This window comes from Acinetobacter haemolyticus CIP 64.3 = MTCC 9819 (assembly GCF_000369065.1).
Lineage (GTDB): Bacteria > Pseudomonadota > Gammaproteobacteria > Pseudomonadales > Moraxellaceae > Acinetobacter > Acinetobacter haemolyticus.
This window is the reverse complement of the sequence record NZ_KB849800.1, coordinates 303973-318787: the sequence shown is the minus strand read 5'-3', so window position 1 is coordinate 318787 and position 14815 is coordinate 303973. Positions and strand designations below refer to the sequence as shown.

The following is a 14815-nucleotide window of genomic DNA, read 5'->3' as shown; positions in this document are numbered from 1 at the left end:
CTTAGAAACTATAAGTCACACCTAGATTATAACGACGTCCATCTAATACATAATTATAAGTTGCTGTATCAATCTCTTTGTCTAATAAGTTATAGATTCCTGCTGCAACAGCGATGTTCTGTGTTGGTTTGTAGTTCAATCCAATATCAACCATCGTATAGGCTGGTTTACCTTTTGCCATCGCTGTACGACTCAAATAATCCGAGGTTTTACTACGATAATTAACACGCCCCCAACTTGAGAACTGATCATTAATCTCCCAGTCTGCGGTGGTATTAAACATATGTTTTGGCATTTCATTTAACGGTTTACCTTTATTGATACCGCTTTTTTGTTCGGTATCCGTAAAAGTATAGTTAGCACTTAAGTTTACATTGGGTAAAACTTTCCAGCCAAACGTTGCTTCCGCACCACGCATATTGGCTTTATCAACATTTTCTCGCAGGCTAACAAAGTCAAACTTTTCCCCTAACCAATCACAGCCTCTGGTACCAGAATCGCTTTGACATGTTCTAATCTCAGTAATTTTATCCTTAAATTCACTATTAAAAAGTGTTAGTCCAGCAGTAAGATCATCTAAATTGTCCCAATTAAATGAAACTTCATAGTTCACACTTTTTTCGGGTTTCAGGTTAGGATTCCCAACAATCACACCACTACTTTGGCTTCCCCCTGTCGCTTGTCCCCATTCTGCAACCGTTGCACGAAGTGCTGGGGTTTTATAGCCTGTTGACACACCACCTTTGATTACCCAATTATCATTTACTCCCCAAACACCATAGACTTTTGGACTCCAGTGATCGCCAAACTTCTCATCTTTATCTAGGCGAAGCGAACTAGTCAAAGTGAAATCATCCACAATGTTCCATGCATTTTCGGCAAATAATGCCCAACTATAACGATCTAGATGTGAAACTGGTTTAGCACCACCCACACTCAATTGATTACCTTGATCATCTAACTCTTCTTTTAAGTACATCCCACCAAAGCTCAAACTATGTTGGTCAAAATTAATTTTATTGATGGTATTAAAAGTCGTATTAATTGCTTCCATATTACGTGAAGGATTTTCGTTCTCCTCACGTTGAATATATGAATGTGTCTCTACAGCACCAAGCTGACCACGATGCGTTAAACTGTACTCTGTACGATAATAATCAACTAACGAATTTACTGGAGGGTTTCGACCTGTTTGTACAGGAGAAATACTTTTCCCAACCGTCGCATTACGAGCTTGAATAGAGCGCTGATATTCCAAATCAATTGTATGATCATCATTTGGTGTCAAACTAAATGCAGCACCTCCCGCACGAATTTTTTGTTTGCTGTAACCGCCATAGATATCATCTTCATCACGCTGAGAATATAGTCCATTGGCTTTAAACGATAAGAGATTAGCAATTAAAGGGCCTGCTATATAAGCGTTAGTTTGATAAAGATTACCTGAATCAGAATTTTCTTGTAATGTCGTATCTAATTTGATAGATCCAGTCCATTCAGTCGTATTTTTTTTAGTAATGATATTAATTACACCCCCCATAGCATCTGAACCGTATAAACCTGACATTGGTCCTCGAATCACTTCGATACGTTCAATCGCTCCAATATTAGGTAGCCATCCTTGTTCAATTCCTGAATTATCGCTATTTGGTCGTACTGAACGCGTATTTACTTTTTTACCATCGACCATGATAACGGTATAGGCACTGCCCATTCCCCGAATACTAATATCACTTGAGCTACCACCACCCGTGACCACGACTCCTGGAACATCTTTCAATGCATCTGTCACATCACGATAAGCTTTTTTATTAATTTCTTCTTGTGTGAGAACGGAAATAGATGCCGCAGCTTTTTTAATGTCTTGTTCAAATCCACTCGCAGTAACAACAATCTTATCTAATTGGGTCACATTTTTATTGTAATTTTCACCTTTACTACGTGCATTTCCCTCAATCTCATTTGCTGAAGCATTACCGATTGAAGACATACAGACAAGAACTGATAAAGATAGCAGTGAGAGAGTTGATTGTTTATACATACAAATTCCAATAAATTAACATGTGATTTAAAAGTGGATATTTCACACATCATGGTAACAATATTGGATATAATTGTAAATATTAATGATAATTACTATCATTAATTGGATTGTAATTTACAAAAAAATAGCCTCAAGATATGAAGCTATTTCAAATTTTCTACATGCTAGGCTTACTTAAAATAAGCACCTTCTGCTTGTGTATGGTCTGTTTGGTCAACCACACGTTGTAACTCAGGAATATGTTGACGCAGCGTTGTCTCTACACCTTGTTTCAAGGTTACATCAATCGCAGAACAACCTTGGCAACCACCACCAAACTTCAATACAGCAGTAAGCCCATGCTCAGCATCTTCTTGAACTTCGACGAGGCTACAGTTACCGCCGTGCCCTGCTAGACCTGGGTTAATCTCAGATTGCAAGATATAAGTAATGCGCTCTTCAATAGAAGCATCTGGCCCTACACGAGGCACCTTGGAGTTTGGTGCACGGAACGTTAATTGACCACCAAAACGATCTTTATTGTAATCAATCACCGCATCAACCAAATATGGAATCGATGGTGCATCTACATAAGCAGGGAAATCAGGATAGTCCTGTTTATAATCCGTTGGTATAACTTCTTCTGGTGCACTATATGCCATACAACATTCAGCACGTGGAGTACCCGGATTTTCTACAAAAACACGAACGCCAATCCCTGGAGTATTTTGTTTTGCTAATAAATCACTTAAATACTCTTGTGCAGAGGGAGTAATCAAAAGGTTTGGAATTTCTTCTGCGACAGCAGTGTTGGTGTTCTCAGTCGACATAACAATAATCCTCAAGCTGATGTCGTTATATTAACTGAAGATGGAGGGTAATGAAAAAAAATCAACCATTTTTGTAGGAATTCTATGCAAGATCATTGTTTATTAAGTTTTTAATGGCATTATTGCTTAGACACTGATCAATTTGAAACGTTTATGTTACATCTACCCTTTAATCATACTGTGACCCTGATTTTGATCACAGTCGCGATTTCTTTACTCGCATTCTCCAATCAACGTGTAATGAACAGACTTATTTTCTGGCCACCAGCAATGCAACGTGGTCAATATGATCGTTTTATTACACATGGTTTTGTTCATGCTGATGGTATGCATTTACTATTCAATATGATCACCCTTTTCTTCTTTGGCAATATCATTGAAAGTTTTTATCGCCAGTTTTTCTATGACATGGGGTTTGTCTTATTTTATTTGGGTGGTCTCATTGTTGCAATTTTACCAAGCTATCTAAAACATCGACATGATGCACGTTGGGCAAGCCTAGGAGCATCTGGTGCTGTTTCAGCAGTACTCTTTGCTTATATCTTGTTCCAACCTTGGAACTTGATTTTCGTCTTCTTTATCCCTGTTCCTGCCATTATTTTTGCCATTTTATATGTGGCATATAGTGTATGGTCTGGCAAACGTGGCAATAGTAACATTAATCACAGCGCCCACCTTTGGGGAGCTGCCTATGGTATTGTAGTGACGATCATCTTAGAGCCTAGAGTGGTTTCGCATTTCCTCAATCAACTGACCAAATTGCCATTTTAAACAATAAAAAAGCAAGCCTCCAAATGAGGCTTGTTTTTCAAATATACACATCAAATTTGATCTGACCTTCTTATTATCATTACTTTGATCGATTTCACTCCTATCATCATCAGCCAAATTTAACCAAAGCATGTTATTGTATAAAAAATCAACTCGTAAAAAAGATGAGATAAGCTTAAAATTTAATCAGATCAAATACAAAGGATGTATAAATATGAAAATAATTTTATTGAGCTTAAGTATTTTATTCTGTCTCAGCCTATCTGCATGTGCAGTACACACCCCACGTGGCAGCGTGGTGATTGACCCAGATGGCTATGACCACAGATACCATCGTCAAGGCGGTAAGGGAGATTTCTGCCCACCAGGACTAGCAAAACAAGGGCGTTGCTAATCATTTAAAAGCGTCTAAATGATGTGCATCTAGGCGCTTTTAAGTTCAAGCGATCTCTGCTGGAAAGGCGATGACTTTATCAATATTCATTTGATTCATCGCCACCATCAATAAACGATCAATACCTAATGCAATCCCAGAACATTCAGGCATATTGGGAAGTGCTGCCAATAAATACTGATCAGTTGGAATCACAGGCAAACCTTGTTCAGCACGTTGCCTATTATCTGCTTCAAAACGTGAAGCTAACACATCCGCATCCAACAATTCATCATAGGCATTTGCCAGCTCTAAGCCCTCTATATAGACCTCAAAGCGTGCTGCAACTAACTCACCATCTTCATCCTGTTTGACTTTTGCTAGTGAAGCCATTTCAGGCGGGAAATCCGTCAAAAATACAGGCTTATCAAATCCCAAACTCGGCTCTACAAAATGAGAGAATAATAAATCCATGTACGCTAAACGGTCATCACCCAAATCTAAATTAAGCCCAACACGATGAGCCGTTTCTTTGAGCTGCTTGAGTGATGCTTGCAATGGATTGATATCTAAGCGGTCTTGAAATGCATGCTTATAACTCAAAACAATGGGACGAATATCACCAAAACGATGTGCCAAACAGCTTTCTAACAGATCGGCTGTCTCATGCATCAAGGCTGTTAAATCCATTGCAGGTCTATACCACTCCAACATGGTAAATTCACTATTGTGCTTACGCCCATGTTCATCATCACGAAATACTTTACAGATTTGGTAGATTGGCCCACTTCCACTTGCCAACAGACGCTTCATTGGAAATTCAGGAGAAGTCTGTAAATATTGGGTATTTAATTTTCCATGAATATGGCGCTGTACTTGTACCGATGCCAAATGTACATCAGTGACCCCTGCTTGGGACAAAATAGGTGTTTCGACTTCTAAAACATTCCGTTCTGCAAAAAACTGGCGAATTTTTTTATACATCTCGGCACGCGCTTTTAGAGCTTCGATAGAACACGTCGGTTGATAGCTTTTCATTTCATCTTGACTCATGCCTTTGGTCCACCATGTGCAGCCCATTCACGGCGTAATGGATAATTTTTTCTCAGTAAATCAAAGGCCTGCTGATCAACTTTACCATGTTTCACACAAGCTCTTAATTGTCGGTCATCTTCGCTAATATTATAAATTTGGGGAAGACGTTGCTTTAATACTTCTTTCAAGTCGTGTTGTTCAAAATATTGTTCAACGCTTGGTAACTGACTTTCAAAGCGCTTCGATGCGGTATAACCAAACTTCTGGCAAAAAGCATCATAAATCATCTGTGTACCTCGTGCCTTCCCTTCTAAACTATAGCCAGCAATATGAGGCGTTGCTAAAGCCAATAGATCTAATAAATCTTGAGGAATCTCAGGTTCAAACTCAAATACATCCAGCACGACTTGACGTTTGGTTTTCATCATATCTGCCATCAATGCCGATTGCTGAATCACAGGACCACGCGCGCTGTTGATTAGAATGGCTGAGGGTTTCATTGCTGCTAAAGTCGCTTGATTGAACAAGTGCTGCGTTGGATATTCACCAGTTAAAGTTAAAGGGACATGAATTGAAATCGCATCTGCACGCGCTAACAACGTATCAAAAGAAACATTTTCAATGTCATTAAGTTGCACATAAGGATCGTAACCGATCACATTCCACCCCAGCAGTTGTGCCATCACCGCCAGTCGACTACCCACATTACCTAAACCAACAATCCCTAAAGTAAAATCGGCATCTTTTTCTAATAATTCAATATCTAAGTGCAATAAGGCGGTAATGACATATTCTGCAACAGCCTGAGCATTACAACCAGCAGCATTGCTCCATGAGATATTTTGATTTTCTAAAGTTTGAATATCTAGATGGTCTGTTCCAATCGTGGCACTACCCACAAATTGAATTTTAGTTTGATCAATTAAAGCATGATTGACCTTCGTCACTGAGCGAACCAATAAAGCGTCCGCATCCCGAACATCTGCATGCGTTAACGTACGTCCTGCTCGATGCTGTATTTCTGCAAATTCCGCAAAGAAATAATCGGTAAATGCCAAGTTTTCATCTGCGATAATTTTCATGCAGTCAATTCCATAATTTTCTCTGGGCTCATTATCCTAAGCATCAAAGAAATTAACAAATCAAATCTGAATGTTTGAGTAAAATTGGTGCGAAAGACAACGATTTTGAAATGCTCATGCAACTTCTTGCCAATTCTAGATCGTTTTTTTACTTTTATAATGTCAGCATATTATTTTCTGTAAGTTCAATTATGACGCCTTATTCTCCCTATAAAGGCAAAAATGGTATCAAACGCATCCTAAATGCCACAGGCTATTCGCTTGCTGGTTTTAAAGCTGCATTTAACCATGAAGCTGCTTTTAGACAAATTATTTTGCTTAATTTAATTTTGATTCCTGCCAGCTTTTTTATCCATGTATCTGCCTTGGAGCAGGCACTTATGGTTGCTGTCTGTTTGTTGGCAATTATTGTCGAATTATTTAATTCAGCCATTGAAGCGGTTGTTGACCGTATTTCACTTGAAAAACATGAATTGTCTAAGAATGCAAAAGATATGGGAAGCGCAGCCCAGTTCGTTTCTTTAGCTATTATCTTTTTTACTTGGATGATTATTTTACTTAAATAATGATTTAAAGAAGAAACAACAAAGCGCTTGTTTCTTCTATTTTCTATATTATTTTTTAAAAACCAAACCCAACTCCAAGTATTGGCCCTTGTTGTACGGTATCCCATTTAAAACTGCTATTTTTATAATCTTGTGACACATAACGATATCCGACTCTAAAGTTCACGGGAGCCGTTAATATTTTTTGACGATATCCTAAATAGGCCTGTGCAACTTGAGTTTGTTCTGTGCCATATGTATATTGCGCTGCTAAATTCCAAGGCGAGTCGCTATTGTAACGAACACGAGCGCCACCGAAATATTCAGACCAATGCTTTTCAACTGTAAGATGTTTACCCAACGCTTCTAGAGTTCCTTCTAGGTCAGTATAATTCACCCCTAGAGTTGGTTCGATCACCAGACCTTTGCCTTGAGGAAATTGCTCATAGGCGCGATAGTAAATTCCCAAATTGCTCAGATTTACTTTGGTTGATAGAGCGACGGGAAAAGAATGAACTTCTTTTTTGTCGGCAGTTTTTACATATTGAATATCTGAGAAAGCACCCCATTTCCCTTTACTAATTTCAATATGCCCCATAACTGCCTTATCTAAAGATTCCAGCGTATCTTTGAATGGTTGATCTACCTGATAATTCAAACCTTGATAACCAATTACACCATCGATATCAGCCGCAAATCCATAAATATTTAAAAATACTTTGGTTTCCCCTGCAAAGGAATCTTTGATACTTTCAGCATAAGTTTGAAAACTCAACAAAGTACAACTCAATATTAAACAATATGATTTATACATAAGTGACTCCAATAATTACTGTTCTAATAGATTTTTAATTTAATAAAAATGAATAGAATGATTAATAACGCTTTTTTTTCACTTTTACTATTCAACAAACGTAAAAAAACCCTGCATAAGCAGGGTTTTTTTGATCTAGACGTAGATGTAATTACATCATGCCGCCCATACCACCCATTCCGCCCATATCTGGAGCAGCAGGTTTGTCTTCTGGGATATCAGTGATCATGCACTCAGTGGTCAACATTAAACCAGCAACAGAAGCTGCGTGTTCAAGTGCAGAACGCGTTACTTTAGCTGGGTCAAGGATACCCATTTCTAACATATCACCATATTCGCCAGTTGCAGCGTTATAACCAAAGTTACCTTCGCCAGCTTTAACTGCATTGATCACAACTGAAGGCTCATCACCAGCATTTGAAACGATTTGACGAAGTGGAGCTTCAATCGCACGACGTAAGATATTGATACCCGCTGTTTGATCTTCGTTAGCACCTTTCAAGCCGTCTAATACATTTACGGCACGTACAAGTGCAACACCACCACCAGCAACAACACCTTCTTCAACTGCTGCACGAGTCGCATGAAGCGCATCATCTACACGGTCTTTCTTCTCTTTCATTTCAACTTCAGTTGCAGCACCGATTTTAATCACTGCAACACCGCCTGCTAATTTAGCAACGCGTTCTTGAAGTTTTTCTTTGTCATATTCAGAAGTAGATTCTTCGATTTGAGCACGGATCTGTTGAACACGCTCAGCGATTTGAGCTGCATTACCAGCACCATCAACAATCACAGTATTTTCTTTAGATACTGTTACTTTGTGTGCTGTACCTAAGTGCTCAAGAGTTGTTTGATCAAGCGCCATGCCGATTTCTTCTGAAATCACAGTACCGCCAGTTAAGATCGCGATATCTTGAAGCATTGCTTTACGACGGTCACCAAAGCCAGGTGCTTTTACTGCACATACTTTGATAATACCGCGCATGTTGTTTACAACAAGTGTCGCAAGCGCTTCACCTTCAACATCTTCAGCAATAATTAAAAGCGGTTTACCAGTTTTAGCAACTGCTTCTAATACTGTGATTAATTCACGAATATTACCGATTTTTTTGTCAACAAGAAGGATGAACGGGTTTTCAAGTTCAGCAGTTAACGTATCTTGCTTATTCGCGAAATATGGAGAGATATAACCGCGGTCAAACTGCATACCTTCAACAACGTCTAAAGCGTCTTCGAAGCCAGAACCTTCTTCAACAGTGATTACACCTTCTTTACCTACTTTTTCCATTGCTTGTGCAATTAACTTACCTACAGTGGTATCAGAGTTCGCAGAGATCGAACCGACTTGTTCAATTGCTTTGAAGTCATCAGCAGGTTTTGCATTGGCACGGATATTTTCAACTACAGTTTTCACTGCGATATCAATACCACGTTTTAAATCCATTGGGTTCATACCAGCCGTTACTGATTTGATCCCTTCATTTAAGATTGCTTGAGCAAGTACAGTTGCAGTTGTTGTACCGTCACCTGCGATGTCATTCGTTTTGCTTGAAACTTCGCGAACAAGTTGAGCACCCATGTTTTCAAACTTGTCTTTTAAAGAAATTTCTTTGGCAACGGTTACACCATCTTTAGTGATGTGTGGCGCACCGAAAGAACGATCGATAACGACATTACGACCTTTAGGGCCTAAAGTTACTTTTACTGCATCTGCAAGTACGTTTACACCTGCGATCATTTTTGAGCGAGCTGAATCACCAAATTTTACGTCTTTAGCTGACATGTTAAACTCCAAATCTTTTTAAATACTGTATCTGATAATGTGTGAGTTATAGGTCGATTAGCCTTCAAGCACAGCTAAGATATCCGACTCTTTCATGATTAAAAGTTCTTCACCACTTACTTTCACAGTTGTCCCTGCATAAGTACCGAACAATACCTTGTCTCCAACTTTAACGTCTAAAGCACGAACGCCATTGTCAGTGATCTGACCATTACCTACTGCAATCACCTCACCTTGAGATGGTTTTTCAGCAGCAGAGCCTGGAAGTAAAATACCACCAGCCGTTTTGGTTTCTTCTTCTACGCGACGAATCACTACGCGATCATGTAATGGACGAATGTTGCTCATATTTAACTCCATCAGACTTAGTCTTTTTGATTAATTTGCATTGCTACTCCAGTAGCAATCAACAAAATTTTGATATGCCACTTTTGTGGGGTTAAAAAAAAAGGCTTCAAGGGGAAAATTAAAAAAAAATTCGACTTTTTGTTCTTTTTTCAAACATCACGAACACGAATCTTAAATTCAGTCTATTTACGCTACTTTTCAAACTGTTTTTTATCTTCATTAAAATAATAATGCTCAATCACACCATTGCTCAAAATCACATTAAAACTATTCGGCAATCCAAAACGTACACGATTGGATATCGCTGTACCTGCATGAATATCGAGAATCGGATGATCAAATCCTAAATCGAAAATTTGATTTAGATCATGCACTGCAACTTTGTGTAAATGCCCATGCAACAAACCAAATAATCCAGTTTCACCCCATTTCTGTAATGCAATTTTCCCTAAAACAGGACAATCCTTACCACCATGATCATCTGGAAAAGTATAAAAAGGTTGATGAAAAACCCCTAACTTAATCTTGCCTGATGGTGCATTTTTTAACTTTTCATAGGTTTCATTGATCTGGTCAACCGAAATGTGTCCTCGCGTATGATATCGCCTACGAATACTATTCATTCCAACAATATAGAAGTGCTCTGTCTCTAAAGTCGTCTCCAAACTGCCAAAAAACATTTGATAACGTAAAAATGGAGAAAAAAAACGATTCCAGACGTGGTATAGCGGAATATCATGATTCCCAGGTACCACCAAATAAGGAATAGATAGCGAATTTAAAAACTGCACACATGCATAAAACTGTTGATAACGTGCTCGCTGGGTTAAATCACCACTTACCACCACCACTTCAGGGCGATATTGCTGACAAAATTGGTGAATTGCCTCAATACACACCTCTCGCTCTGTTCCAAAATGCAGATCAGATAGATGTAGTAACATTTGGAACCATCACTTTCAATGCGGACTTTTCTACTGAGAATTTTAAGGGGCTTTGCATTTCTACCAGTTCCCCATCGATGGCAACCGTTAACTGCATTTTTTTACACCCCACCTCGATTTTCTCAGCACAAAATGAATAGACGTCAGAAGCCTGATCAATTTTACCTTGAATCAATTTCCATAACATTTTTAATAAACTGAGACGGTCGCTTTTCGCAACAACAACACCAGCAAGTTTTCCATTTGCTGCGCACTCAGCAATTCTTAATTTCATATCACTGAGCTGAAGCTGATTATTACCGAAGAAAATTAGTGGTGTAGTCACTGGATATTTCTGACCATCTACAGTAACTGAAAGCTTGAGTGACTTGTGCTCACGCAGGAGCACATCCAATCCTGATGTGTAGGCATGTAAAGGAATACGACCTAAACGTTGATTATATAATTCACGTTTTTTAATAAATAAAGGATATAACCCCAAACTCGCATTATTTAAATAAATATGATCATTGATTTTGGCAACATGTACTTCATGTACCTTCCCAGTTGCAATGACTTCCGCCGCTTGAACGACATCAATCGGGATATGCAAAGCACGAGCAACATAATTAAATGTCCCTAGTGGCATAATACCCATCGGAATATCCGTATGCATTAATCGCTGAGCAACAGCATTCAATGTTCCATCACCACCTGCTGCGACCACTACACCGCGAAAATCAGTTTGTTGATGTCTCACTAAAATCTCCGACATCATGTCATCAAAACTGGCGTGTTGACTTAACTCAAACACTTGAATTTCAAAACCATGTTGCGTCCAATAAGTCAGCAGTTGTTCGTACTCTTCACTTTGTTGTGCAGCGTGGAATCCTGACTTCTGATTATAAATGATCGAAAGAGGTCGTAATTTTAAGCTCATGGAGATCAAACTTAGGGCGATTAATAGCCCTATTTTTGTTTACTAAATCAACAAATAAAAGCTTGTTTATGTAATTTTTGAATGAACATCATTCATTTAATCAATAATAATTCTCAAGTATTACGAATAACACAACCTATTGTTTATTAATATAATTTTTGATAAAAATAACACATATAAAAAATTCAAATAAAGATAAATAAAAATATCACAGCCAATAAAAACAAATACTTAGATACAAACAACTCGTTTAGAGTCAATACACTACAACATTCATTGCACTTATTTTTTTTTGGATTTTATGCTTTAATACAGCCACTTTTTTTACTTCATCTATTTTACTGTCACCCAGTAGATAGAATTTGTACGTCGTACACACTTTAAAAAGGCATCACCATGACCCAAGTGAACGCACCAGAATTCGTTCGTCACCCTAAGCTAATTGCATGGGTGGAAGAAATTGCAAAATTAACCAAACCAGCAAAAATCGAATGGTGTGACGGAAGCGAAGAAGAATATCAACGTCTTATCGACTTGATGATCGCTAACGGCACCATGCAAAAACTTAACCAAGAAAAACATCCTGGTTCTTATCTTGCAAATTCTGATCCTTCTGACGTTGCTCGTGTTGAAGACCGTACTTATATCTGTTCACAAAACCAAGAAGATGCTGGTGCAACCAATAACTGGGTTGAACCTGCTGAAATGCGTGCAAAATTAAATGGCTTATTTGATGGCGCAATGGAAGGCCGTACCATGTACGTGGTTCCATTCTCAATGGGTCCTTTAGGTAGCCATATCGCGCACATCGGTATCGAATTAACTGATTCTCCATATGTTGCGGTTAGCATGACCAAAATGGCACGTATGGGCAAAGCAGTTTATGACGTTCTAGGCACTGATGGCGAATTCATTCCTTGCGTACATACAGTTGCAGCGCCGTTAAAAGACGGTCAAAAAGATGTTGCTTGGCCTTGCAACAGCGAAAAATATATCGTGCATTACCCAGAAACTCGTGAAATCTGGTCTTACGGTTCTGGTTATGGTGGTAACGCTTTACTTGGTAAAAAATGCTTAGCTTTACGTATTGCATCTGCAATGGGTCGTGAACAAGGCTGGTTAGCTGAGCACATGCTGATTTTGGGTGTAACAAACCCACAAGGTGAAAAACACTATATCGCAGCGGCATTCCCTTCTGCATGTGGTAAAACCAACTTTGCAATGTTGATTCCACCAGCAGGTTACGAAGGTTGGAAGATTGAAACTGTAGGTGACGATATTGCTTGGATCAAACCAGGTGAAGATGGTCGTTTATATGCAATCAACCCAGAAGCTGGTTTCTTCGGTGTTGCGCCTGGTACAAATACCAAGACTAATCCGAACTGTATGGCAACACTTCACAAAGATGTGATCTATACCAACGTTGCTGTAACTGATAACGGCGAGGTATGGTGGGAAGGTCTTTCTAAAGAAGTTCCAGCGAACCTTACCAACTGGAAAGGTCAACCGCATACTGGTGAAGACAAAGCTGCTCATCCAAATGCGCGTTTCACAGTTTCAGCAGGTCAATGCCCTTCTATCGACGCTGACTGGGAAAATCCAGCAGGTGTGCCGATCTCTGCATTTATCTTCGGTGGTCGCCGTGCAGATACAGTGCCTTTAGTTTCTGAAGCTTTTGACTGGGTTGATGGCGTTTATAAAGCTGCAACTATGGGCTCTGAGACAACTGCTGCTGCTGTTGGTCAACAAGGTATCGTTCGTCGTGATCCTTTTGCGATGCTTCCTTTCGCAGGTTATAACATGGCTGATTACTTCGGTCACTGGTTACAACTTGGTCAAGAAGTTGGCGCTAAAGCAGAAGCTGCTGGTAATAAATTACCAAAAATCTTCAATGTAAACTGGTTCCGTCGTGATGCTGAAGGTAACTTTGTATGGCCTGGTTTCGGTCAAAACATGCGTGTTCTTGAGTGGATCATTGATCGTTGTGAAGGTCGTGCTGAAGCGACTGAAACTCCAATCGGCCTTGTTCCAACTTACGAACAATTGAACTGGACAGGTATCGACTTCTCTAAAGAGCAATTCGAAACTGTTACAGCACAAGACAAAGACCAATGGATCAAAGAGCTTGAAAGCCACACTGAGTTATTTACTAAACTCGGTGATCGTTTACCTCAAGCACTTAAAGATCGTCAAAATGAGTTATTAAATGCGGTTAAATCTGCTTAATAATTAAATGATATAAAAAGGTCGCTTCGGCGACCTTTTTTGTTTAAATTACTTTAGTGTTTAAGCCCACCATTCATATAATTATTCAAACCATCAAAAACTTAAAACATTGAGTTTATTCAATTACATTTTTTAGATATTCAGGATTAAACTTAATTTTATTTACATCCGACCTTCTGAGCCTTTTTCCAGGAACATCAACCCTATCAAACCCTGTAAACCATAATGATTTAGTCACGTTAACACTACTTCCATCCATTATGACAGATCTACCCGTAACAGGATCAACAACATGTTCTCGCCATGAGGGGATAATGGCTAAAGTATTACGAAATTCCCCTTGCTCTAACTTAGCAACAATACGTGGAGCATAATATCCCACGGGGTCATAAACCTCGTAAACCCTAAAAATACTTAATCTTGTAAAACGAGGAATGTCACCTATCTCTTGGTAACCTATCGTATCGATCGTAAAGGGTGGATGCCAATTTTTGGTTGTTCGTAAGCTATAATTCGTTGTACCGTAATCTTTAAATTTTTTTCTAGACAATACCATATCTTGTTGTGTAATCAGGCATAATCCATCTATATCATGCGATAAGATTCTAGGTGTAGCACAAGCGGTAAGAGTTGAAAGAGCTAATAAAAGCCCAAAACATCTTATCAAGTTTTTAATATTCATGTATTACTCATTACACTCAGGAGAATTTAATTCCATTCAGAATTGATAACCAACTTTAAAAACTTGGATTTTCACTCAATCACACTTTTTTAGATATTCAGGATTAAACTTAATTTTATTTACATCTGATCTACTAAACACCTTTCTTGGAATATCAATAGTATCAAACCCTGTAAACCATAATGATTTAGTCATAATAGCACTAGTTCCATCCATTGTGGCCGATCTACCCGTAACTGGATTAACAACATGTTCTCGCCATGAAGGGATAATGGCTAAAATATTACGGAATTCTCCTTGCTCTAATTTAGCAACAATACGTGGAGCATAATATCCCAAAGAGTCATAAACCTCGTAAACCCTAAAAATACTTAATCTTGTAAAACGAGGAATGTCACCTATCTCTTGGTAACCTATCGTATCGATCGTAAAGGGTG

General features: G+C 38.7%; 14 protein-coding genes and 1 pseudogene. 4 read left to right on the top strand and 11 right to left on the bottom strand.

Features of this window, described 5'->3' with window-relative positions; translation table 11 throughout:
- Position 1 precedes the first annotated feature (1 nt).
- On the bottom strand, positions 2 to 2041 hold the full coding sequence (locus tag F927_RS04240) for a ligand-gated channel protein (protein WP_005081755.1): 2040 nt from the start codon (positions 2039 to 2041) through the stop codon (positions 2 to 4).
- Positions 2042 to 2214: 173 nt separating this feature from the next.
- Positions 2215 to 2853: a Fe-S biogenesis protein NfuA gene (nfuA, locus tag F927_RS04235; protein ID WP_004638320.1), complete on the bottom strand. Its 639-nt coding sequence runs from the start codon at positions 2851 to 2853 to the stop codon at positions 2215 to 2217.
- Between the two features lie 153 nt (positions 2854 to 3006).
- Between nfuA and F927_RS04230 the strand changes: the two genes are divergently transcribed.
- Both F927_RS04230 and F927_RS04225 read left to right on the top strand, forming a co-directional pair.
- Positions 3007 to 3624: a rhomboid family intramembrane serine protease gene (locus tag F927_RS04230; protein WP_005081753.1), complete on the top strand. Its 618-nt coding sequence runs from the start codon at positions 3007 to 3009 to the stop codon at positions 3622 to 3624.
- 214 nt (positions 3625 to 3838) lie between these two features.
- A complete protein-coding gene (locus F927_RS04225; protein WP_005081751.1) occupies positions 3839 to 4018 on the top strand; it encodes a hypothetical protein in 180 nt (59 codons plus the stop codon).
- 45 nt (positions 4019 to 4063) lie between these two features.
- Here the strand turns inward: F927_RS04225 and epmA are convergent, their stop codons facing one another.
- Both epmA and F927_RS04215 read right to left on the bottom strand, forming a co-directional pair.
- The gene (gene epmA, locus F927_RS04220) at positions 4064 to 5050 is read right to left on the bottom strand and encodes an EF-P lysine aminoacylase EpmA (protein WP_005081749.1); all 987 of its coding nucleotides are present in this window, start codon (positions 5048 to 5050) and stop codon (positions 4064 to 4066) included.
- Complete coding sequence (locus F927_RS04215; protein WP_005081747.1) at positions 5047 to 6114, bottom strand: 4-phosphoerythronate dehydrogenase; 1068 nt, start codon at positions 6112 to 6114, stop codon at positions 5047 to 5049. Before F927_RS04215 ends, epmA begins: the two co-directional genes overlap by 4 nt.
- Before the next feature lie 191 nt (positions 6115 to 6305).
- On the opposite strand from F927_RS04215, the gene F927_RS04210 reads away from it, so the two are divergent.
- Positions 6306 to 6680 carry a diacylglycerol kinase gene (locus F927_RS04210; RefSeq protein ID WP_005081744.1) on the top strand — a complete coding sequence of 125 codons (375 nt, stop codon included), beginning with the start codon at positions 6306 to 6308 and terminating at the stop codon, positions 6678 to 6680.
- A 55-nt stretch (positions 6681 to 6735) separates the two neighbouring features.
- On the opposite strand, the gene F927_RS04205 is transcribed toward F927_RS04210, so the two are convergent.
- The 5 genes from F927_RS04205 to F927_RS04185 form a co-directional block, all read right to left on the bottom strand.
- Positions 6736 to 7473 carry a porin family protein gene (locus tag F927_RS04205; RefSeq protein ID WP_005081742.1) on the bottom strand — a complete coding sequence of 246 codons (738 nt, stop codon included), beginning with the start codon at positions 7471 to 7473 and terminating at the stop codon, positions 6736 to 6738.
- 151 nt (positions 7474 to 7624) lie between these two features.
- Entirely contained in the window at positions 7625 to 9259 is a 1635-nt protein-coding gene (gene groL, locus F927_RS04200) for a chaperonin GroEL (RefSeq protein ID WP_004638311.1), read from the bottom strand.
- Between the two features lie 57 nt (positions 9260 to 9316).
- On the bottom strand, positions 9317 to 9607 hold the full coding sequence (locus F927_RS04195) for a co-chaperone GroES (RefSeq protein ID WP_004652030.1): 291 nt from the start codon (positions 9605 to 9607) through the stop codon (positions 9317 to 9319).
- A 191-nt stretch (positions 9608 to 9798) separates the two neighbouring features.
- Positions 9799 to 10551, bottom strand: a complete 753-nt coding sequence (locus tag F927_RS04190; protein ID WP_005081740.1) for a metallophosphoesterase family protein — start codon at positions 10549 to 10551, stop codon at positions 9799 to 9801.
- Positions 10532 to 11470 carry a diacylglycerol/lipid kinase family protein gene (locus tag F927_RS04185; protein ID WP_005081739.1) on the bottom strand — a complete coding sequence of 313 codons (939 nt, stop codon included), beginning with the start codon at positions 11468 to 11470 and terminating at the stop codon, positions 10532 to 10534. The genes F927_RS04190 and F927_RS04185 overlap by 20 nt, the downstream gene beginning before the upstream one ends.
- 396 nt (positions 11471 to 11866) lie before the next feature.
- Between F927_RS04185 and F927_RS04180 the strand changes: the two genes are divergently transcribed.
- Positions 11867 to 13696, top strand: coding sequence for a phosphoenolpyruvate carboxykinase (GTP) (locus F927_RS04180; RefSeq protein ID WP_005081738.1), 1830 nt, complete (start codon positions 11867 to 11869; stop codon positions 13694 to 13696).
- Between the two features lie 115 nt (positions 13697 to 13811).
- Here F927_RS04180 and F927_RS04175 read toward each other — a convergent pair whose 3' ends face one another.
- Together F927_RS04175 and F927_RS04170 are read right to left on the bottom strand one after the other, a co-directional pair.
- Positions 13812 to 14378 (bottom strand): hypothetical protein, encoded by a 567-nt coding sequence (locus F927_RS04175; RefSeq protein WP_005081736.1) that lies wholly within the window; start codon positions 14376 to 14378, stop codon positions 13812 to 13814.
- A gap of 75 nt (positions 14379 to 14453) precedes the next feature.
- Positions 14454 to 14815: pseudogene (locus F927_RS04170) on the bottom strand (hypothetical protein); the annotation flags it as partial.

Excerpts from the sequence above, each read along its gene's own strand:
- F927_RS04240 (WP_005081755.1), bottom strand. The coding sequence starts at position 2,041 with ATGTATAAACAATCAACTCTCTCACTGCTATCTTTATCAGTTCTTGTC.
- nfuA (WP_004638320.1), bottom strand. The coding sequence starts at position 2,853 with ATGTCGACTGAGAACACCAACACTGCTGTCGCAGAAGAAATTCCAAAC.
- F927_RS04230 (WP_005081753.1), top strand. The coding sequence starts at position 3,007 with ATGTTACATCTACCCTTTAATCATACTGTGACCCTGATTTTGATCACA.
- F927_RS04225 (WP_005081751.1), top strand. The coding sequence starts at position 3,839 with ATGAAAATAATTTTATTGAGCTTAAGTATTTTATTCTGTCTCAGCCTA.
- epmA (WP_005081749.1), bottom strand. The coding sequence starts at position 5,050 with ATGAGTCAAGATGAAATGAAAAGCTATCAACCGACGTGTTCTATCGAA.
- F927_RS04215 (WP_005081747.1), bottom strand. The coding sequence starts at position 6,114 with ATGAAAATTATCGCAGATGAAAACTTGGCATTTACCGATTATTTCTTT.
- F927_RS04210 (WP_005081744.1), top strand. The coding sequence starts at position 6,306 with ATGACGCCTTATTCTCCCTATAAAGGCAAAAATGGTATCAAACGCATC.
- F927_RS04205 (WP_005081742.1), bottom strand. The coding sequence starts at position 7,473 with ATGTATAAATCATATTGTTTAATATTGAGTTGTACTTTGTTGAGTTTT.
- groL (WP_004638311.1), bottom strand. The coding sequence starts at position 9,259 with ATGTCAGCTAAAGACGTAAAATTTGGTGATTCAGCTCGCTCAAAAATG.
- F927_RS04195 (WP_004652030.1), bottom strand. The coding sequence starts at position 9,607 with ATGAGCAACATTCGTCCATTACATGATCGCGTAGTGATTCGTCGCGTA.
- F927_RS04190 (WP_005081740.1), bottom strand. The coding sequence starts at position 10,551 with ATGTTACTACATCTATCTGATCTGCATTTTGGAACAGAGCGAGAGGTG.
- F927_RS04185 (WP_005081739.1), bottom strand. The coding sequence starts at position 11,470 with ATGAGCTTAAAATTACGACCTCTTTCGATCATTTATAATCAGAAGTCA.
- F927_RS04180 (WP_005081738.1), top strand. The coding sequence starts at position 11,867 with ATGACCCAAGTGAACGCACCAGAATTCGTTCGTCACCCTAAGCTAATT.
- F927_RS04175 (WP_005081736.1), bottom strand. The coding sequence starts at position 14,378 with ATGAATATTAAAAACTTGATAAGATGTTTTGGGCTTTTATTAGCTCTT.